A 19413-nucleotide genomic window follows, 5' to 3' on the forward strand; every position below is an offset into this window, starting at 1 on the left:
CGGTTTTCCGTTCCTTCTGCGGGATACGCGCGGGGGTGTAGCGGTCACCGGTGCACGCCGCGCCCGCGGGTGGCGGGCGCGGCGTGCCGACGGATCAGGACTGGACGGCCTCGGTGGTGCCCTCGGCGGCGGCAGGCTCCGCAGCGGCGGCGGCCGGCTTCTCGGTCGCCTCGGCGCCCACCAGCAGCTCCTGCTCCCACTCGGCCAGCGGCTCGTCGGTCCCGACGCCCGGCTCCGGCTTGTCGGCACCGGCGGCCGCGTTCGTCCGCGCACCGGAGCGCGCCATCAGACCCGCGGCGGCCGCCTCGGCGACGACCTTGGTCAGCAGCGCGGCGGACCGGATCGCGTCGTCGTTGCCCGGGATCGGGTAGTCGACCTCGTCCGGGTCGCAGTTGGTGTCGAGGATCGCGACGATCGGGATGTTCAGCTTGCGCGCCTCGCCGACCGCGATGTGCTCCTTCTTGGTGTCCACGATCCACACGGCGCTGGGCACCTTGGACATGTCGCGGATACCGCCGAGCGTGCGCTCCAGCTTGTCCTTCTCACGGTTCATCATCAGGATTTCCTTCTTGGTGAAACCCTGGAAACCGCCGGTCTGCTCCATCGACTCCAGCTCCTTGAGCCGCTGGAGGCGCTTGTGCACCGTGGAGAAGTTGGTGAGCATGCCGCCCAGCCAGCGCTGGTTGACGAAGGGCATGCCGACGCGGAGCGCCTCGTTGGCGATGGCCTCCTGCGCCTGCTTCTTCGTGCCGATGAACAGGATCGACCCGCCGTGCGCGACCGTCTCCCGAACGAACTCGTAAGCCCGGTCGATGTAGGTCAGCGTCTGCTGGAGGTCGATGATGTAGATGCCGTTGCGCTCGGTGAAGATGTAGCGCTTCATCTTCGGGTTCCAGCGACGGGTCTGGTGCCCGAAGTGCACGCCGCTGTCGAGCAGCTGCTTCATGGTGACGACGGCCATGGCCGGGTTCGCACCTCTTCGTTCAGGCGCACCGGCTGTCCGCCGGCACGCGTTCCGGTTGGTCGCGGCGGACCGGGTGGGCCGCCGCCCTGGTGCCCTTGCCGCCGTCCGAACCGGAGTTGACCTCAGGACCGCCGGACGCCGCGACTCGACCACGTAAGGTGGATCAAGTCAGCATTGGCACGCGAAGTCGCCCCGCACTCACACGGGCCGCGAGACGAGTGTACGCCGCCACGCCAGGGGCCCTGAACCCGCCCCTGAGCTGTCCACAGGCGGCCGAGTTGTCCACAGTTCGCCCAGACCCGCTGGTAGCCCCAGCCCCGGCCCGGCACCGTGGACACATGCCTCCCACGATCCGAACGCCGCTGGTCCAAGCCTTGACACTCACCCTGGCCCTGCTGTGCGCCCACCCGGTCCCCGCCACTGCCACCGCCGGCTCCCCCACCGCCGGCTCCCCCACCGCCGGCTCCCCCACCGCGCTCCGCCCACCCCGCCACGCCTGGCCGCTGGCACCACCCCACCCGGTGCTCAGGACGTTCCAGCCCCCACCGACCCCGTTCCGCGCCGGTCACCGGGGCGTCGACCTGGGAGCCGCCCCCGGCACGCCGGTCCTCGCGTCCGCCGACGGCACGGTCCACTTCGCCAACACGGTCGGCACCCGCCAGGTCGTGTCCCTGTCCCACGAGGGCAATCTGCGGACCACGTACGAACCGCTGAAACCCCTGGTCGATCGCGGCCGACGAGTCTCGAAAGGAACCCCGATCGGCACCCTGGCCCCCGGCCACCAGGGCTGCCGGACGACCTGCCTGCACTGGGCGGCGCTGCGCCCGGCCCCGCGCCGCGAATACCTGGACCCGTTGAGCCTCCTGACCCAAGCCAGAGTCCGCCTGCTCCCCCTCACCGACACCCCGCCGAGCAACGCTCCGGACCCGCGACGTCGTTCCAGGCACATTCGTCACACGGCCGCACAACCAAGAACGCGACGAGCCCGCGGCAAGGCTCCCGACGATTTCCCGACGGATTCACGGCAGGCCGAATCGGCGATTCCGCGCTGCTCGACAACCCGGGGTGCGCACCGGTTCAGGGAGGACGATCCGTGCGCGTGGATTGGGCCCCGCGGCGACCTCCCGGCCTTTCCGCGCTCCCCGGACGATCAGACTTCGAGTTGTTCGTTGAGCTTGGTGCGCAGCCGCAGGACCGCGCGGGTGTGGAGCTGGCAGACCCGAGATTCGGTGACGCCGAGGACCTTGCCGATCTCGGCGAGGGTCAGGTTCTCGAAGTAGTAGAGCGTGACGACCACGCGGTCGCGCTCCGCCAACTGCGCGATCGCGTCGGCGAGCTGACGGCGGCTGTCCTGGTCGACCAGGGTCGCGATCGGGTCCTCCGCACCCTCGTCCGGCAACGACTCGGCCAGTGACGCGCCCGCACCGCCCGCACTGCGACCGGCCGCGATCAGCTCGTCCAGCGCCACCACGCTGGTCAGCTGGAGTTGCGCGTACAGCTCGCGCAGCTCGGCCAGGCCGATCTTGAGCTCGGCGGCGAGTTCGCGGTCGGTCGGCGTGCGCTGGAGCCGGCCACCGAGCCGTTCCAGTGCCCGTTCGACGTCGCGGGCCCGGCTGCGCACCGACCTCGGGACCCAGTCCTGGGAGCGGAGGTCGTCCAGGATCGCGCCCCGGATCCGCTGCATCGCGTAGGTCTCGAACTTCAGCCCACGTTCAGGTTCGAACTTCTCGATGGCGTCGACCAGGCCGAAGATTCCGGACTGGATCAGGTCCGCCACGTCGACGTGGGCCGGCAACCCGGTGCCGACACGCCCCGCGACGTACTTGACCAACGGCGCGTAGTGCAGCACCAAGCGGTCACGCAGGATCCGTTCGTGCGACTGGCCGTAGGTGTGCCAGAGCGCGATGATCCCGGCTTCCACGTCGTCGGCCGTGCGCGACTCCGACGCCGGGTGCGCGGGCCGACCTGCGGCGGGAGTGGTCACGGCAGGCACCTCGACGGCGGTCACGTCGGCAGCACCCCCTTCTGCGGCAGGCACGACACCGGCGGACAGATCGACCGGCGGCACGTCATCCACCGATCCCGACGCCGGCCCCGGCACAGCCGCTCCTGGCGCGGCCCCTTCCGACCCCGCCAGTCCCGACACGGCCCCTTCCGACCCCGCCAGTCCCGACACGGCCCCTTCCGACCCCGCCTGTTCCGGCGCGGCCTGTTCCGACCCCGCCTGTTCCGGCGCGGCCAGTTCCGGCGCGGACCGGGCCGGTGCCGGTTGCGCAGGCCCGGTCGGTCCCGTTGCCGATTGTGCCGGCGGCGGCGGGGTGGACGACGTGGGTGCAGGTGCAGCGGGGGCGGGCGCGGCAGGCGTCACGGAGTGGCCGTTGGTGCGCGGGGCCTCGCCGGCGGCGGGCCCGGTGCGGGGGTCGTCGCCGGCGACGTGGTGACCGTTCGTCCCGGTCGGGGCGTGCGCAACCGAGGGCTGCGCCTCCGACGAGGCCCCGACGCGCGCGGCGGAAGGAGAGGTCACGGTTGCGGTCCGCGAACCTCCCCCTGCGACGTCAGGAACGGGGGTGGGTTCGGTCATGGATCGCCTTCAGCCGTTCGACGGTGACGTGTGTGTAGAGCTGAGTGGTTGCGAGCGTAGCGTGACCGAGAAGCTCTTGGACGGTACGCAGGTCCGCTCCCCCTTCCAACAGGTGCGTGGCCGCGGTGTGCCGCAGGCCGTGCGGCCCGATGTCGGCTGTCTCGGGCACCGCACCCACTACATCGTGGACAACCCTCCTGGCGGTACGCGGGTCCAGCCTGCCGCCGCGCGCACCGACGAACAGGGCGTCCCGTGAACGGTCGCTGACCAGCACCGATCGACCGTGTTCCACCCAGCGCCGTACTGCCCGTTCGGCCGGTACGCCGAATGGCACGGTGCGTTCGCGCCTACCCTTGCCCAGAACCCGGATCACCCTTTGGGAGTAGTCGACGTCGCCGAGGTCGAGACCGCACAGCTCGGCGACCCGAACACCTGTCGCGTACAGCAACTCCACCACGGCTTGGTCACGCAGCGCAACCGGGTCGCCTCCTTCCGCGGATACTTCCGCGGCCGACATCGCGGCCTTCGCCTGGTCCGGCCGCAACACTGCGGGCAGCGTCCGGTGCGGCCGGGGCGCGACCAGACGCGGCCCGGGGTCGTCGGCGAGCAGCCCGGTCCGCGCCGCCCACGCGGTGAACGTGCGGGCGGCGGCCGTGCGCCGGGCCAGCGTGGTCCGGCTCGCACCCGCACCGTGCTGGGCCGCCAGCCACGAGCGCAGCCCGGCGAGGTCGACCGCCTCCACGGTGGCGTCACCGGCCGTCCCGCCCGCCAGGTGGACCAGCAGTGAGACCGCGTCGGCCAGGTAGGCGCGGACGGTGTGCGGCGAGAGCGAGCGCTCCATCGCGAGGTGGCGCTGGTAGTCGGCCAGGTTGGTCGAGACGTCGCCGGGCAGCTCGCGACGCAGGCCGACGAGGTCGACACGACGAGTCCGAGCGGGCGGCGGCGGGGACATAGCCCCTGACGCTGCGCCTCAGAACGCTCTTGGTCAAGTATCGCCACGCGAGATCCCCTCATGAGAGCGCTTCCATCCAGTGTCGACCCGGACCGCCAGATCGACCAGCTCCAGTTCCGGGAGCAACGCCCGGACCCTCGCCAGCTCGACCCCGGACTCCACCGCCACGGCCTCCGCGCTGGTCGCGGAATCCAGCGGCAACGCCTCGAACACTCGCAGCGCCTCGCCCTGCGGAAGACCGACTTCGGTGTTCCGCGTGGCCTCGACCAGGTCGACCCCGAGCCGCCCGGTCGACTCGATGATCTCGGCGACGCTGCTCACCGCCAGCGCCTGCCCGGACCGCAGCAGGTCGTGGCAGCCCGCCGAACTGCTGGACGTGATCGGCCCCGGCACCGCCATCAGCACCCGCCCGAGCGCGGACGTGGACGCCGCGGTGTTCTTCGCACCGCTGCGCCGCCCCGCCTCCACGACCACGGTCCCCTCGCCGAACGCCGCGATCAGCCGGTTCCGGGTCAGGAAGCGGTGCCGGGCGGGCTGGAGGCCGGGCGGGTACTCGGAGACCACCAGCCCGTGGTGCGGGATGCGGTCCAGCAGCCCCTGGTGGCCGCGCGGGTAGGCGATGTCGACCCCGCACGCGAGCACGGCGATCGTCGGCCCGCCGGCCGCCAGCGCACCCCGGTGCGCCGCGCCGTCGATGCCGTAGGCGGCCCCGGACACCACCGTCACGCCGGACTCGGCCAGCCCGTGCCCGAACTCCGCCGCGACGTGCTGCCCGTACCCGGTGGAGGACCGGCTGCCCACCACCGCGACGGCCCGCTCGGTCAGGGTGGACAGCTCCGCCTCGCCGCGCACCCAGAGCGCCAGCGGAGCCAGCCCGCAGCGCAGCCCCTGGGCCGCGGCCAGGTCGAGGGCGTTGAACGGCCACGTGGGCCACTCCGCGTCCTCGGGCACGACCAGCCGCCCGCCCAGCTCCGCCACCGCCGCCAGGTCGGCGGCGGCCCTGTCCTCGGCCCGGCGCGCGGAGGTCTGGCTGTCCACGGCACCGGGGACCTGGCCACGCCGGACCAACGCCGCCGCCCGCACCGGCCCGACGGCGGCGACGAACGCGGCCAACGCCCCGGCCGGCGGTTCGGCGACGCGCGACAGGTAGGCGCGCGCCAGCCGCACGTCGTCAATCACGCCACACCCCTGCCTGCGCGAGACCGCAGGTCGTCCGCCACGGCCGGTCTGCCTGACGCGGGCAGCGACGCGCCCCCCGACACCGGTCCGCCCAGCCACCGCATCGCGACCGGAGGTGCGCCGGCCAGACCTGGTTGATCAGCTCGCCCAGCCAGGCCCTGCCCCGCCGGAAAGGGGCGAAGCGGTCGGACCCGAAGTCGGGTGAAGCGCACGACCTGCGTCGCGGACGTCCACAGGCCGCACCGACCTCGGAGGAAGCGCGGGCCTCCGAGGAGGGCGCGCGCGTTCCACCGGACGGGACCGACCGGCCGCTGCATGAGCCCGGCGCGCCGCAGGACTGGAGCGGTGTGGTCGCCGGTGCTTCTTCGACGGGACAGGACCGGCTCCGCCCAGACGCCGCCGCGCGGAGGTCCTCGTAGGCGCAGCCCGACTTCGGCTCGGGGTTTCGTGCGCGGGGCGCGGCAGGTGGAGGCGCGGCAGGACGGGGCGCGGCAGGTGGAGGCGCGGCTTCGCGTTCCGCTCGGGCGTTGCGGGCGAGGGAGCCCGCCACCGCCGGCCACTGGGTGGGCGGTGCGGTGTCGCTGGACGGTGCGGCGGGAGCGGGAGAAGCGGCCGGGGTCGCGGGTTCGGCGAGGAACAGCTGGTCCACGACCAGCGGTAGCGGGGTTCCCAGTGCGATCGGAGGATCTTCGTTCTCGGAAGCCGCCGGGCCGGGGATCGCCGCCAGGGACCGGGGAAGGTCGGGTGCGGTCGCGGTGAGGTCGGGATCGGCGGGGGTGTCGGTCGGTTCCGGGGTGGGGAATTCGGTCACGGGGTGCCTCCGGTGGGTGGGTCGGGCACCTTGCGGGCGCCTTCTTCCGGGTGGGTGGGTCGGATTCGGAGGACCTTTCCGGGCCAGCCGAGGATCCAGCGGTTGAGGTCTTTCGGGCTCGCCAGGCGGCGGAGGGTGGGTTTTGTGGTCGTGGGGCCCGGCGGTGGTGTCGGGGTGGGCGATTTCCTCGGTGTCAGGCGGGAGAGTTTCGGGGGTGGGGTCATGGCCTTCTCCTTTCGCGGAATTCCAGGGCCGCGGCCACGTGGTCCGCGGTGGGTTCGTCGGTTTCGGCGAGGTCGGCCAACGTCCACGCGACGCGGAGGCAGCGGTCCGCGCCGCGACCGGTGAGGGCACCGATGGCCAGTGCCCGGTCCAGCAGGGTGGTCGCGGTCGCCGGGAGGCGGAATTCCTTGCGCAGGGCCGGGCCGGGGACTTCCGCGTTGGTCCGCCAGCCGTGGGGTGCCCAGCGGGACTTGGCCCTCGCACGGGCCAGGTGCACCCGCCGGCGGACCACGGCGGTCGACTCCGGGACCGACACCTCGGGGCCGAGCATCACGGTCAACGGGCGCATGGTCACCCGGAGGTCCACCCGGTCCAGCAGGGGACCGGAGAGCTTGCTCCGGTACCGGCGCTTGGCCGCCGGCAGGCAGATGCAGTCGACGTCCTTCGGCGGGGCGCACGGGCACGCGTTGGCGGCGAGCACCAGCTGGAAGCGGGCCGGGTACCGGGCTATCCCGTCGCGGCGGGCGATGCGGACCTCGCCGTCCTCCAGGCACGTCCGCAGCGCGTCGAGGCTGCGCGCGCCGAACTCGCACGCCTCGTCGATGAACAGCACGCCGCGATGCGCCCGGCTCACCGCGCCCGGCTTCGCCAGGCCCGAACCGCCGCCCACCAGTGCCGCGGTCGACGTCGACGGGTGCAGCGAGACGAACGGCGGCGTCGCCACCAATGGGGTCTCCGGGGTGAGCAGCCCCGCTATCGAGTGGATCGCGGTCACGCCGATGGCCTCCTCGGCGGACAGCGGCGGCAGCAGGCTGACCAGGCGCTCGGCCAGCATCGTCTTGCCGGTGCCGGGCGGGCCGGTCAGCAGCACGTGGTGCCCTCCGGCCGCCGCGACCTCCAGCGCCCAGCGGGCCTCGGGCTGGCCGACCACGTCGGCCAGGTCCTTGCCGGGCGGCGCCGGCGGGGGCTCCCGCCCGGTGCCGGCGGGCGTCAGGGCGTCGTCCGAGCCCTTCAGCCAGTCGATCACGTCGGCCAGGGTCGTCGCGCCGCGCACGGCCAGGCCCTCCACCAGCGCGGCCTCGGGCAGGGCGGCGGTCGGCACGATCGCCCTCGTCAGACCGGCCCGGCGGGCGGCCAGCAGCGCCGGCAGCACGCCGCGGACGGTGCGCACGCGGCCGTCCAGCGCCAGCTCCCCCAGCAGCACGGTGCCGTGCAGGCGCTCGCCGGGGACGGCCTGGGACGCGGCCAGCACGACGCACGCCAGGGCCAGGTCGTAGCCCGAACCGCCCTTCGGCAGGGTCGCCGGGGACAGGCCCAGCGTCACCCGCTGGGTGGGCCACTCGTGGGCGCTGTTGCGGACCGCCGCCTTCACCCGGTCCTTGGACTCGTGCAGGGCGGCGTCCGGCAGGCCCAGCAGCTGGGTGCGGACCGAGCCCGCGCCCACGTCGGCCTCGATCTCCACCGGGACGCCGTCCACGCCGAACAGGGCGACGCACCAGGCGCTCGCGAGAGCCATCTCAAGCTCCCCGCACGTGGTGCAGGCGGATGGGGCCGGACCTCGGCCACAGGATGCCCACCAGGTCGCAGCGGACGGCGAGGCCGCGCAGGCCGTGCGCGTCACGCCAGCGCAGGCCCAGCCCCCGGACGCGGTCGAGCTTGGTCGGGGTGACGGCCTCCAGCGGGCTGCCCCGGCCGGGCCCCGACCGGCACTTCACCTCGCACACCACCAGCCGCTCGCGGTCGGTGGCGACGATGTCCAGCTCGCCCTCGGGGCACCGCCAGTTGCGGGCGAGCAGTTCCAGGCGCTCCCGCTGCCGCAGGTAGTGGCAGGCCACGTGCTCGCCGAGGCGGCCCAGCTCCCGGGTGTCCGGCATGGTGTTGCTCCGTTCGGCTCAGTCGTCGTGTCGAGATCGACTGTGCCGAAGCGGATCTTGCGCGGCCAGGGTGAACCGGAGATCTGTGGACGGATTCCAGGGCCTGTGGACAACCCTCCACAACCGGCCCCTACCTGCGAAAACGGTCCAGAAAGCCGAAAAGGGGCTCACCCGGGTGGGTGAGCCCCTGACGACTTCGCACGATCAGGAGTTGAACGGGCCGTCCTCGGGGAGCCGCAGGTCGGGCTTGTCCAGCTCTTCGACGTTGACGTCCTTGAACGTGATGACCCGGACGTTCTTCACGAACCGGGCGGGCCGGTACATGTCCCAGACCCACGCGTCGGACATCCGCACCTCGAAGTAGACCTCGCCGTCCGCGTTGCGGACCTGCACGTCCACCGAGTTGGCCAGGTAGAACCGCCGCTCGGTCTCCACGACGAACGAGAACTGGCTGACGATGTCGCGGTACTCCTTGTACAGCGACAACTCCATCTCGGTCTCGTACTTTTCGAGATCCTCTGCACTCATTACGCCTCCGCGCGGGTGCTCATCGAATCCGCGCCCCTCCTCGTCGCGAGCCTGCCACCGCTGGTCCGCGGCGATGTTCCATTCTGGACCACGGTGGCGGAAAGCACGTCACGCGCCACTCGGTGCGGCGCGGTCAACCCGTGTCGGGCCCCTGCCGAAGCCACATTCGCATACGACCAGCGGTGCTCCGCGCTCGGCCCGTGTTCCAGCAGGGCGGCGGTGTGCTCGGCGGTGCTGTAGCCCTTGTGCACGTCGAACCCGTAGCTCGGCAGATCCCCGTGCAGCTCGGCCATGATCCGGTCCCTGGTGACCTTGGCCAGCACGGACGCGGCCGCGACGCACGCCGCCACCCGGTCGCCCTTGACCACCGGCATGTTCGGCGCGGTCAGCCCCGGCACCGGGAATCCGTCGGTGAGCACGTAGCCGGGGTGCGCGGACAGCTGTGCGACCGCCCGCCGCATCCCCTCGATGTTCGCCACGTGCACACCGATCAGGTCGACCTCCCAGGCCGGGATCACCACCACCGCGTAGTCGACCGCGCGCTTGACCACCACGTCGAAGATCCGGTCCCGCGCGTTGGCGGTGAGCAGCTTGGAGTCGGTCAGGCCCTCGAACCGGGCCGCGTCACCGGGCTTGAGCACGCAGGACGCCACGACCAGCGGACCCGCGCAGGCACCGCGACCGGCCTCGTCCACCCCGGCCACCGGGCCGAGGCCGCGCCGGTCGAGCGCGGCCTGGAACGCCCAGATGCCCGCGGTCTGCCGGACCTGCGCCCGAGGCGGCTTGCGGATCACCAGCCGACCCTATCCCAGCCGCGAACGCCGGATCCGGCCCCTCACCCGCCTGCCGACCAGCAGCACGGGCCACGCCGCGGCGAACCCCACCCCGGCCGGCACGACGTCCTGCCAGACCGGCGCGCCCAGCGCCACGGCCTGCGGGTTCTGGTCGGTCACGCCGCCCCAGCGGCTCGGCGGCAGCACGATCAACCGCGCCTTGCCGACCACCTTGTCCACCGGCACCAGCCCGCCCAGCCGGCGGTCGCCCTGGCACCGCGAGTCGCACGAGTCGTTGCGGTTGTCGCCCATCACGAACAGGTACCCGTCCGGGATCTTCAACTCGTCGTAGGAGTCCTGGAAGCTGCCGCGCCCCGGCTCCCAGTAGACGTACGGCTCGTCCAGCGGCTTGCCGTCGACCAGGAACCGGTTCTTCTCGTCGCAGCACTTCACGGTCTGCCCGCCGACCGCGATGATCCGCTTGACGAAGTCCTCCTTGCTCGCCGTCGGGATCCCGATCAGCGAGCCCAGCCCCTGGAAGAACCCGACCACCGGGTTCGCCGGCTCCGCGGGCGCGAAGTCGTTGTTGATCCAGGTGTCCGGCCCGTGGAAGACGATGACGTCGCCCGGCGAGGGGTCGGTGAAGTCGTAGGTGAGCTTGTCGACCAGCACCCGGTCGCCGAAGCACGGCGAGGTGCAGCCGTGCAGCGTCTGCTCCATCGACTCGGACGGGATCATGTAGACCCGTGCCAGGAATGTCTGGATCAGGAACGCGAGCCCTACCGCGACCACCAGGAGGATCGGCAGTTCACGCCAGAACGAGCCTTTCCGCTTTTTCTTCTGCGACCGCTTCCGGAACTCCTCGATCTTCTCCTCGTCGGAGGAGCGCTCGGGGTCCTCGTCGGACGAACCGCGGGAAGGTGCGACGTCTACCACGCTGTCAGCGTACCGATCCGGTGTGTGAGGCCCTGGTCAGCCGGCCCCGGAGCCTGCGGCCGAAGAACAGCACCGGCCACGCGGCGGCCAGCCCGATGCCGGCCGGGATGCCGGACTGCCACGCGGGCGCGCCCATGGCCACTACCTGCGGGTTGTGGTCGCCGATGCCGCTCCAGCGAGCCGGCGGCAGCACGATCGCGCGCGCTTTTCCGATCACCTCGGACTCCGGAACGGCCCCGTTGACCCCGCCGGAACCCTGACAACGGGAGTCGCACGAGTTGGTCCGGTTGTCACCCATCACCCAAAGGTGTCCCTCGGGAACCTTCACGGGCTCGAACGGGTCCTGGCTTTCCGGGCCGGTGCCGGGCTGCCAGTAGACGTAAGGCTCGTCCAGCGGCTTGCCGTCGACCTTGACGCGGTGCTGCTCGTCGCAGCACTCCACGGTCTGGCCGCCCACGGCGATCACGCGCTTGACGAAATCGCGCTCGTCCGGCGGCGCGAGGCCGATCAGCGACAGGCCGGACTGGAAGACCCGCACGACGGGGTTCTCCGAGCGGGAGGACTGGAAGTCGTTCGCGGTCCACGCGGGCGGCCCGCGGAAGACGACGACGTCGCCCGGCTCGATGTCGGAGAAGTCGTAGGTGAGCTTGTCCACCAGGACGCGGTCACCGAAGCAGGGGGACGTGCAGCCGTGCAGCGTCTGCTCCATCGACGCCGACGGGATCACGTACACGCGCGCGATGAACGTCTGGATCAGGACGGTGAGCACCAGCGCCGTGCCGAGGAGCACCAGGATCTCACGCCACAGCGGGGCCTTCTTCTTTTTCTTGCCCTTACCGTCCGATGCCGAGTCCGGAGTGGACTCGGCATCGGGTTCCCGACCGTCTTCGTCAGCGGAGCTGTGCACGGGTTCTGCCACGTGGGCAGGCTACTGGTCGGACGTGAACCGGGCGTCAGGAGGCCGGCTTGGCGTCCCGCTTCTCCTTGATCTTGGCGGCCTTGCCGCGCAGGTCGCGCAGGTAGTAGAGCTTCGCGCGGCGCACGTCGCCGCGGGTGGCGACCTCGATCTCGGAGATGTTCGGGGAGTGCACCGGGAAGGTGCGCTCGACGCCGACGCCGAACGAGACCTTGCGGACGGTGAAGGTCTCGCGGATCCCGCCGTTCTGGCGGCGGATCACGACGCCCTGGAACACCTGGACCCGCTCGCGGGAGCCCTCGATGACGCGGACGTGGACCTTCAGCGTGTCGCCCGGCCGGAAGCTCGGGATGTCGGAGCGCAGCGACTGGGCGTCAAGAGCGTCCAGGGTGTTCATCGGTGGTCCGTCCTCGTCCTCACGTGTAATGCGTACTCCCCCGAGGCGCGTACTTGCCAAGGTCGCTCATGGCCTTGCCAAGGTTTCACACATCCGCGTGGGGGCGGGCTTTGCGGCGCACCCCGGCTGACCGGGTGCAGCAACCTGTCCAGTGTGCCAGACGAGGCGGGTCCCGACGAAATCGGGGGTTACCGCAGCTCGTCCAGCAGCTTCCGGTCGTGCTTGTCCAGCGCGCCCTCGGGCAGGGCGTCGAGCAGTTCGGGCCGGCGCTCCCACGTGCGGCGCAGCGCCTGGTCGCGCCGCCAGCGGTCGATCGCCTTGTGGTTGCCCGAGCGCAGCACGTCCGGCACCGCCAGCTCGCGCCACACCTCGGGCCGGGTGTACGAGGGGCCCTCCAGCAGGCCGTCGGAGAACGAGTCCTGCGCGGCCGACGCCGGGTTGCCCAGCACGCCGGGCAGCAGCCGGACCACGGCCTCCACCACGACCAGCACCGCGACCTCGCCGCCGACCAGCACGTAGTCCCCGATGGAGACCTCGTCCACGCGCATCCGGCGGGCCGCGTCGTCCACCACCCGCTGGTCGATGCCCTCGTACCGGCCGCACGCGAACACCAGCCGCGACTCGGCCGCGTACTCGTGGGCCAACTCCTGGGTGAACGGCCGCCCGGCGGGCGTCGGCACGACCAGTCTCGGCGGCGGGTCGCCCGCGCACACCTCGTCCAGCGCCGCGCCCCAGACCTGGGGCTTCATCACCATGCCGGGACCACCGCCGTAAGGGCTGTCGTCCACGGCCTTGTGCACGTCGTGCGTCCACGTGCGCAAGTCGTGCACGCCGACGCTGATCAGGCCCTTGTCGATGGCCTTGCCGAGCAGCGCGGCGCGCAGCGGCTCCAGGTACTCCGGGAAGATCGTGACGACGTCAATCCGCATCGAGCAGGCCCTCGGGCGGGTCGAGCACCACACGTCCACCGCGCACGTCGACGGTGGGCACGATCTGGCGCACGAACGGCACCAGCAGCTCCCCGCCTTCCGCGCGGTCGACCACCAGCAGTTCGCCACCCGGGCCGTGCACGACCTCGCGCACCTCGCCGATCCCGGTGCCGTCGAGCAGTTCGGCCCGCAGTCCTTCGAGTTCGTGGTCGTAGAACTCGTCCGGATCACCGGTCGGCGGCAGGTCCTCGGTGCTCGCGAACAGCAGCGTCCCGCGCAACGTCTCGGCGACGTCCCTGGTCAGGACCTCGTCGAAACGCACCAACAGCCGCCCGGAGTGGTTCCGGGCGGCTGCGACGGTGAGGGTGCGGGACGTGCCGTCGCGCAGCTTCGCGCCCAGCGCCGAACCGCGCGCGAACCGCAGTTCGGGCGAGTCGGTGCGCACGTCCACGGCGAGTTCGCCGGTGATCCCGTGCGCCTTGGCCACACGGCCGACGACGACGTCCATGCGCGCGCTCAGCGGTCGGTGTCGACCACGTCGACGCGCACGCCACGACCGCCGATCCCGGCCATGACGGTGCGCAGGGCCGTCGCGGTACGACCGCTGCGGCCGATCACCTTGCCGAGGTCGTCCGGGTGGACGTGGACCTCAAGGGTGCGACCGCGCCGGGTCGTGACCAGGTTCACCCGGACGTCGTCCGGGTGGTCGACGATGCCCCGAACGAGGTGTTCGAGGGCGTCAGCCAACAAGCTCACGCCTCGTCCTTCGGGGCCTCGGCCTCTTCGGTCTTCTTGGCGGCCTTCTTCTTCGGCGTGGTGGCCTCGGTCGACGGCGCGTCGCCGGCGGCGGCGAGCGCGGCGGCGAACAGCTCCGCCTTGCTCGTCTTCGGCTCCTTGACCTTCAGCGTGCCCTCGGTGCCCGGCAGGCCCTTGAACTTCTGCCAGTCACCGGTGATCTCCAGGATCCGCTGCACGGACTCGGTCGGCTGCGCGCCGACGCCCAGCCAGTACTGCGCCCGGTCGGAGTCCACCGCGATGAACGACGGCTCTTCCTTCGGGTGGTACTTGCCGATCGTCTCGATGGCCTTGCCGTTGCGGCGGGTGCGCGCGTCGGCGACGACGATGCGGTAGTACGGCTGACGGATCTTGCCAAGCCGCTGAAGCTTGATCTTGACGGCCACGGGTGTGGGTACTCCTCAGGCTCTCGTTTGCTCAGGTGCGGGCACTCCTCGCCCGCGTGGGGCACGAGCGGGAAAGCCCAAAGGTCTGGGCGCCATGGCACGGTGAGAGGGACCGACCGCGGCGAACAACAGGCCATTCTGCCAGACGGGTCTACTCGACCACGAATCGGCCCACGGCCACGCCTGCGCCGGTCAGCGCTCTCCGCACGGATCGGGCGTGCTCTACGGCACCCGGAGTGTCCCCGTGCAGGCAGATGGAGTCCACCTCGGTGGCGATGGTCTCACCCGAAATGGCGACGAGTTCACCTCGTTCCGCCAGCCGCAGAACCTGTTCGAGGACGGCTTGTGTGTCGGTGAGCACAGCACCGGGCTGCGTGCGCGGCACCAATGTGCCCTCCGGCGTGTAGGCACGGTCGGCGAACGCCTCACGCACCGCGCGCAATCCCGCGCGTGATGCGTAATGCAGCAGGCGCGAACCGGGAAGTCCGAGCACCGGCAAACCACCGAACGCCTTCACGCCGTTCACGACGGCCTCGGCCTGCCTGTCGTGGTGCACGGTCGCGTTGTACAGCGCGCCGTGCGGCTTCACGTAAGACACCTTCGTGCCCGCAGCACGCGCACACGCGTCCAGAGCACCGATTTGGTAGAGCACTTCGTCGGCCAGCTCTGCCGGGTCGACGTCGATGAACCGCCGACCGAACCCGGCGAGGTCGCGGTACGACACCTGCGCGCCCACGGCCACCCCCCGCTCGGCGGCCCGCGCACACACCCGACGCATGGTCGAAGGATCGCCCGCGTGGAACCCGCACGCGACGTTCGCGCTGGTCACGACGTCGAGCAGCGCGTCATCGTCGCCCAGCCGCCAGATCCCGAACCCCTCGCCAAGATCGCTGTTGAGATCGACCACCCCGGTCACCCCGCCACCACTCCCCTCATCCCGGCATCACGCCCAACGAGACGAGCAGCAGCGTAAGGCCCGGCAGGAAGTTGTTGATCACGTGCGCCACCACGCTCGCCGTGAGCCGACGGGTGATCAACCGGGCGATGCCGATCGGCAGGGCGACCACGATCAGCAGCGACGTGCGCAACGGCTCCAGGTGACTGGCCGCGAAGATCAGCGTGGTCAGCACGAACGCCGCCCACTGGCTCCAGCCCTGGCGCTCGATCGCGCCCCACAGCAGACCCCGGTAGATCAACTCCTCGCAGATCGGGCCGAGGAAGCACACGTAGAGGAACATCGCGATGGCCGCGCCCAGCGGGAGCGCCGCGCCGTCCACCAGTTCGCCGATCGCCGACGTGGCGTTGTCGGTGCCGACGATCCGCGACCAGATCACCGCGGCCAGGTAGGTCAGCACCATGCCCAGCAGGCCCAGCTTGAGCCCGATCTTGACGTCCGCCCAGTTCCAGGACAGCCGCAGGTCGACCAGCGGGCCGTTGCCCCGGACCCGGGTGATCACGACGGCCAGCGCGGCGGCCAGCACCGTGGGCACCATCGAGCCGATCAGGATGAACGCCACCGAGTCGAACGGGTCCGTGCCGTTCGTGGACGCGATCGCCGTGATGAACACGGCCGACAGGATGAAAACCGCCTCGACGAGCAGGAACGCGCCGAAACCCCAGCGCTGCCCGGCCCGCTCGGGGGACGGTTCACGGCCTACCGCACGGACTCCGGCGATGAGGCTTGTCGGGGGTTCATCCGGTGGGTTCACAACAAACACCCTAATCAGGAGGCGCCTACGTACAGGTAGACGGCGGGCAGCAGGTTGTTGGCGGCGTGCGCGACGACGCTCGCCGAGACACGGCCGGTGATCATCCGGGCCGCGCCGATGGCGAGCCCTTGCGCGAACAGGCTGATCGTCCGCCACGACTCCTCGTGCAGGAACGCGAAGATCAGCGCCGTAAGGCCGAGGATGGCGATTTTCGGGACCTTGTAGTGCTCCAACGCGTTCCACAACGCACCACGGGTGAGCAGTTCCTCCGTGAGCGGGGCACCGACGAACACGAACAGCGCGGCCAGCGCCAGCCACACGGATCGACCGCCGGACAGCGACTCCATCTTGTCGAGCGACGAGTCCGCGTCGCGGTAGATGTTCAGCAGCAGCACGCCCAGCACCCACGCGACGAGCAGCGACGCACCGCCGCACAGCAGGCCGACCTTGATGTCGTGGCCCCTCGGCAGCAGGCCGAAGTCCCGGTCAGGGCCGTTGCCGCGCCACCACGAGAAGACCACGGGGCCCAGTCCCAGCAGGACGTTCGGCAGGAAGAGCAGCAGCAGCAACGGCCCGAGCACGGGCGGGTCGGTGATATCGACCTCGGCGAACCGGTCGGCGGTGACCGCCGTGAACACCAGCGTGGACAGGTGGTACCCGGCCAAGCCCACGAAGAAGCCGAGGAAGCCCCAATGCGCCCGCCCGGTGTCCCGCTGTTCCTCCACTCGACCGAACGTAGCGGCACGGCCCGGACCCGCACTGCCCAGGGCGGCCCAAGATCACTCTGTCGGACGCGCGACCGAACGAGAGGGGCCGCGCCTCAGTGGATCCGACCGCGCAGCATCACCAGGGCCGGGTGGCGCAGCGCCGCGAGATCCTCGCGGGGGTCCTCCCGGTACACCACGACGTCCGCCGCGGCACCCTCCACCAGGGACGGGAAGCCCAGCCACTCGCGCGCGGACCAGGACGCGGCGGCCAGCGCGTCGTGCCGGGAGAGCCCGACGCCGTGCAGCGCCTGGATCTCGTCCACGATCCGGCCGTGCCTGATGCCGCCGCCCGCGTCGGTGCCCGCGAAGACCGGGACCCCGGCCTCGACGGCGGACGCGATGGTCGCCTTGTTGCGCGCGTAAAGATCACGCATGTGGGCCGCGTACGCCGGAAATTTTTCCGCCCCGGACGTGGCGATCTCCGGAAAGTTCTCGATGTTGATCAGGGTGGGCACCAAAGCCGTGCCGGCCGAGGCCATCGTCGCGATGGTGTCGTCGGTCAGGCCGGTGCCGTGCTCGACGCAGTCGATGCCCGCCGCGAGCAGGCCGGGCAGCGCGTCCTCGCCGAACACGTGCGCGGTGACCCGGGCGCCGCCCTCGTGCGCCACCTTGATCGCCCGGGCCAGCACGTCGTCGGACCACAGCGGGGCCAGGTCGCCGGTCGCCCGGTCGATCCAGTCGCCGACCAGCTTCACCCAGCCGTCGCCCTGCGCGACCTGCTCCGCCACGGCGGTGGGCAGGTCCTGCTCGTCCTCGATCTCGACGCCCAGGTACCGGATGTAGCGGCGGGGCCGCGCGATGTGCCGGCCCGCGCGGATGATCCGGGGCAGGTCGAGGCGTTCCTGCAAGGGCCGGGTGTCCAGCGGCGAACCGCAGTCGCGGATGAGCAGCGTGCCCGTCGCGCGGTTGAGCAGCGCCTGCTCGACCGCCTCCGGCAGGTCGACCGGGCCCTTCGAGCCCAGGCCGACGTGGCAGTGCGCGTCGACCAGGCCGGGCACCAGGTAGCCGCCGTCCACCACGGTCCGCGCACCCGGCACGGGCTGCGTGCGGATCCGGCCGTTGACCACCCAGAGGTCGCGCGGCTCGCCGCCGTCGGGCAGGACGACACCGCGCAGGTGCAGCCCGCTCACTTCTTCGGGAACTTCAGCTTCGACGGGTCGAACCCGGCCGGGAGCTGGTCCAGCCCGCCGACGCCCGGCGGCAGCTCGGGCATCCCGCCCGGCATGCCCGGCGGCATCCCGGGGGGCATCCCGCCCGGCATCATGCCGGGGAAGCCGCCGCGGATCTTCGGCGGCGTCGGGCCGCGCCCCTTGCCCTTCTTCCCCTTCTTGCCCTTGCCCTTGCGGTTGTTGGTGCGGGCACCCGGCAGACCGAACCGGCCGGCCATCTGCGACATCATCTTGCGGGCGTCGAAGAAGCGGTTGACCAGGTCGTTCACCTCGCTGACCCGGACGCCGGACCCGTTGGCGATGCGCAGCCGGCGCGACGCGTTGATGATCTTCGGGTCGTCCCGCTCGGCGGGCGTCATGCCTCGGATGATCGCCTGCACGCGGTCCAGGTGCTTCTCGTCGAGGTTCGCGAGCTGGTCCTTCATCTGGCCCGCGCCGGGCAGCATGCCCAGCAGGTTCGCGATCGGGCCCATCTTGCGCAGGGTGAGCATCTGCTCCAGGAAGTCCTCCAGCGTCAGCTGGCCGGACCCCATCTTCACCGCGGCGGCCTCGGCCTGGTCCGCGTCGAACGCCTGCTCCGCCTGCTCGATCAGGGTGAGCATGTCGCCCATGCCCAGGATCCGCGACGCCATCCGGTCGGGGTGGAAGACGTCGAAGTCCTCCAGCTTCTCGCCGTTGGACGCGAACAGGATCGGCTGGCCGGTCACCTCGCGCACGGACAGCGCCGCACCACCGCGCGCGTCGCCGTCGAGCTTGGTCAGCACGACACCGGTGAAGCCGACGCCGTCGCGGAACGCGGTCGCCGTGTTCACGGCGTCCTGACCGATCATCGCGTCGACCACGAACAGCACCTCGTCGGGCTGCACGGCGGCGCGGATGTCGATCGCCTGGCGCATCATCTCCTCGTCGACGCCGAGCCGGCCGGCGGTGTCGACCAGGACCACGTCGTGCTGCGCCCGCTTGGCCTCCTCGATGCCGCGACGGGCCACGTCCACCGGGTCGCCCACGCCGTTGCCGGGCTCGGGGGCGAACACCGGCACACCGGCCCGCTCACCGACGACCTGGAGCTGGGTGACCGCGTTGGGGCGCTGGAGGTCGCACGCGACCAGCATCGGCGTGTGCCCCTGGCCGCGCAGCCACTTAGCGAGCTTGCCCGCGAGCGTCGTCTTGCCGGCACCCTGGAGGCCCGCCAGCATGATCACCGTGGGCGGGTTCTTGGCCAGGTTCAGCCGCCGCGTCTCGCCGCCGAGGATGCCGACGAGCTCCTCGTTGACGATCTTGACGACCTGCTGGGCCGGGTTGAGGGCCTGCGAGACCTCGGAACCCTTGGCGCGTTCCTTGATCGAGGCGATGAACGTCCGGACGACGGGCAGCGCGACGTCGGCCTCCAGCAGCGCCACCCGGATCTCGCGCGCGGTGGCGTCGATGTCGGCCTCGGACAGCCGACCCTTGCCCCGCAGGTTCTGCAGGACCGAGGTGAGCCGGTCGGAAAGGGTGTTGAACACGATGCCGCCAGACCTCGCAC

Annotated in this window: 20 protein-coding genes and 1 pseudogene; 1 reads left to right on the forward strand and 20 read right to left on the reverse strand. The window is 71.5% G+C overall.

Annotated features, from left to right (window positions below; all coding sequences use genetic code 11):
- Positions 1-94 precede the first annotated feature (94 nt).
- The gene (rpsB, locus tag AC0HI0_RS26995) at positions 95-961 is read right to left on the reverse strand and encodes a 30S ribosomal protein S2 (RefSeq protein ID WP_480926303.1); all 867 of its coding nucleotides are present in this window, start codon (positions 959-961) and stop codon (positions 95-97) included.
- Between the two features lie 341 nt (positions 962-1302).
- Between rpsB and AC0HI0_RS27000 the strand changes: the two are divergent.
- Positions 1303-1770: pseudogene (locus tag AC0HI0_RS27000) on the forward strand (M23 family metallopeptidase); the annotation flags it as partial.
- 344 nt (positions 1771-2114) lie between these two features.
- Here AC0HI0_RS27000 and AC0HI0_RS27005 read toward each other — a convergent pair.
- From AC0HI0_RS27005 to ffh, 19 genes are all read right to left on the reverse strand, one after another.
- Complete coding sequence (locus AC0HI0_RS27005) at positions 2115-2957, reverse strand: FliA/WhiG family RNA polymerase sigma factor (protein ID WP_480934402.1); 843 nt, start codon at positions 2955-2957, stop codon at positions 2115-2117.
- A gap of 562 nt (positions 2958-3519) precedes the next feature.
- The gene (locus AC0HI0_RS27010) at positions 3520-4497 is read right to left on the reverse strand and encodes a tyrosine recombinase XerC (RefSeq protein WP_480926304.1); all 978 of its coding nucleotides are present in this window, start codon (positions 4495-4497) and stop codon (positions 3520-3522) included.
- A gap of 33 nt (positions 4498-4530) precedes the next feature.
- Positions 4531-5676: a DNA-processing protein DprA gene (gene dprA, locus AC0HI0_RS27015; RefSeq protein ID WP_480926305.1), complete on the reverse strand. Its 1146-nt coding sequence runs from the start codon at positions 5674-5676 to the stop codon at positions 4531-4533.
- A 1031-nt stretch (positions 5677-6707) separates the two neighbouring features.
- A complete protein-coding gene (locus AC0HI0_RS27020; protein ID WP_480926306.1) occupies positions 6708-8225 on the reverse strand; it encodes a YifB family Mg chelatase-like AAA ATPase in 1518 nt (505 codons plus the stop codon).
- A gap of 1 nt (position 8226) precedes the next feature.
- Complete coding sequence (locus AC0HI0_RS27025; RefSeq protein WP_480926307.1) at positions 8227-8583, reverse strand: YraN family protein; 357 nt, start codon at positions 8581-8583, stop codon at positions 8227-8229.
- Positions 8584-8787: 204 nt separating this feature from the next.
- Positions 8788-9111, reverse strand: coding sequence for a DUF2469 domain-containing protein (locus AC0HI0_RS27030; RefSeq protein WP_015104440.1), 324 nt, complete (start codon positions 9109-9111; stop codon positions 8788-8790).
- A complete protein-coding gene (locus AC0HI0_RS27035) occupies positions 9111-9905 on the reverse strand; it encodes a ribonuclease HII (protein WP_480926308.1) in 795 nt (264 codons plus the stop codon). The genes AC0HI0_RS27030 and AC0HI0_RS27035 overlap by 1 nt, the downstream gene beginning before the upstream one ends.
- A 9-nt stretch (positions 9906-9914) precedes the next feature.
- A complete protein-coding gene (gene lepB / locus AC0HI0_RS27040; protein WP_480926309.1) occupies positions 9915-10820 on the reverse strand; it encodes a signal peptidase I in 906 nt (301 codons plus the stop codon).
- 4 nt (positions 10821-10824) lie between these two features.
- Positions 10825-11739 (reverse strand): signal peptidase I, encoded by a 915-nt coding sequence (lepB, locus tag AC0HI0_RS27045; protein ID WP_480926310.1) that lies wholly within the window; start codon positions 11737-11739, stop codon positions 10825-10827.
- 34 nt (positions 11740-11773) lie between these two features.
- On the reverse strand, positions 11774-12133 hold the full coding sequence (gene rplS, locus AC0HI0_RS27050; protein WP_015104444.1) for a 50S ribosomal protein L19: 360 nt from the start codon (positions 12131-12133) through the stop codon (positions 11774-11776).
- 188 nt (positions 12134-12321) lie between these two features.
- Positions 12322-13062, reverse strand: a complete 741-nt coding sequence (gene trmD / locus AC0HI0_RS27055; protein ID WP_480926311.1) for a tRNA (guanosine(37)-N1)-methyltransferase TrmD — start codon at positions 13060-13062, stop codon at positions 12322-12324.
- Positions 13052-13570, reverse strand: a complete 519-nt coding sequence (rimM, locus tag AC0HI0_RS27060) for a ribosome maturation factor RimM (RefSeq protein WP_480926312.1) — start codon at positions 13568-13570, stop codon at positions 13052-13054. Before rimM ends, trmD begins: the two co-directional genes overlap by 11 nt.
- Before the next feature lie 8 nt (positions 13571-13578).
- Positions 13579-13818, reverse strand: a complete 240-nt coding sequence (locus tag AC0HI0_RS27065; protein ID WP_015104447.1) for an RNA-binding protein — start codon at positions 13816-13818, stop codon at positions 13579-13581.
- Complete coding sequence (rpsP, locus tag AC0HI0_RS27070) at positions 13815-14243, reverse strand: 30S ribosomal protein S16 (protein ID WP_480926313.1); 429 nt, start codon at positions 14241-14243, stop codon at positions 13815-13817. The genes AC0HI0_RS27065 and rpsP overlap by 4 nt, the downstream gene beginning before the upstream one ends.
- A gap of 151 nt (positions 14244-14394) precedes the next feature.
- Positions 14395-15159, reverse strand: coding sequence for a LamB/YcsF family protein (locus AC0HI0_RS27075; RefSeq protein WP_480926314.1), 765 nt, complete (start codon positions 15157-15159; stop codon positions 14395-14397).
- 16 nt (positions 15160-15175) lie between these two features.
- A complete protein-coding gene (locus tag AC0HI0_RS27080) occupies positions 15176-15952 on the reverse strand; it encodes a CPBP family intramembrane glutamic endopeptidase (protein WP_480926315.1) in 777 nt (258 codons plus the stop codon).
- Between the two features lie 14 nt (positions 15953-15966).
- Positions 15967-16677, reverse strand: a complete 711-nt coding sequence (locus AC0HI0_RS27085) for a CPBP family intramembrane glutamic endopeptidase (RefSeq protein ID WP_480926316.1) — start codon at positions 16675-16677, stop codon at positions 15967-15969.
- A 95-nt stretch (positions 16678-16772) separates the two neighbouring features.
- Entirely contained in the window at positions 16773-17849 is a 1077-nt protein-coding gene (locus AC0HI0_RS27090; protein WP_480926317.1) for an amidohydrolase family protein, read from the reverse strand.
- Positions 17846-19393: a signal recognition particle protein gene (ffh, locus tag AC0HI0_RS27095; protein WP_480926318.1), complete on the reverse strand. Its 1548-nt coding sequence runs from the start codon at positions 19391-19393 to the stop codon at positions 17846-17848. Before ffh ends, AC0HI0_RS27090 begins: the two co-directional genes overlap by 4 nt.
- Positions 19394-19413: the final 20 nt, after the last annotated feature.

It is taken from the genome of Saccharothrix sp. NBAS 001 (assembly GCF_056640475.1).

Bases quoted from the DNA above. Each gene is read 5' to 3' on its own strand.
- trmD (WP_480926311.1), bottom strand. From the start codon at position 13,062: ATGCGGATTGACGTCGTCACGATCTTCCCGGAGTACCTGGAGCCGCTG.
- AC0HI0_RS27020 (WP_480926306.1), bottom strand. From the start codon at position 8,225: ATGGCTCTCGCGAGCGCCTGGTGCGTCGCCCTGTTCGGCGTGGACGGC.
- AC0HI0_RS27025 (WP_480926307.1), bottom strand. From the start codon at position 8,583: ATGCCGGACACCCGGGAGCTGGGCCGCCTCGGCGAGCACGTGGCCTGC.
- AC0HI0_RS27010 (WP_480926304.1), bottom strand. From the start codon at position 4,497: ATGTCCCCGCCGCCGCCCGCTCGGACTCGTCGTGTCGACCTCGTCGGC.
- rpsB (WP_480926303.1), bottom strand. From the start codon at position 961: ATGGCCGTCGTCACCATGAAGCAGCTGCTCGACAGCGGCGTGCACTTC.
- rplS (WP_015104444.1), bottom strand. From the start codon at position 12,133: ATGAACACCCTGGACGCTCTTGACGCCCAGTCGCTGCGCTCCGACATC.
- AC0HI0_RS27030 (WP_015104440.1), bottom strand. From the start codon at position 9,111: ATGAGTGCAGAGGATCTCGAAAAGTACGAGACCGAGATGGAGTTGTCG.
- rimM (WP_480926312.1), bottom strand. From the start codon at position 13,570: ATGGACGTCGTCGTCGGCCGTGTGGCCAAGGCGCACGGGATCACCGGC.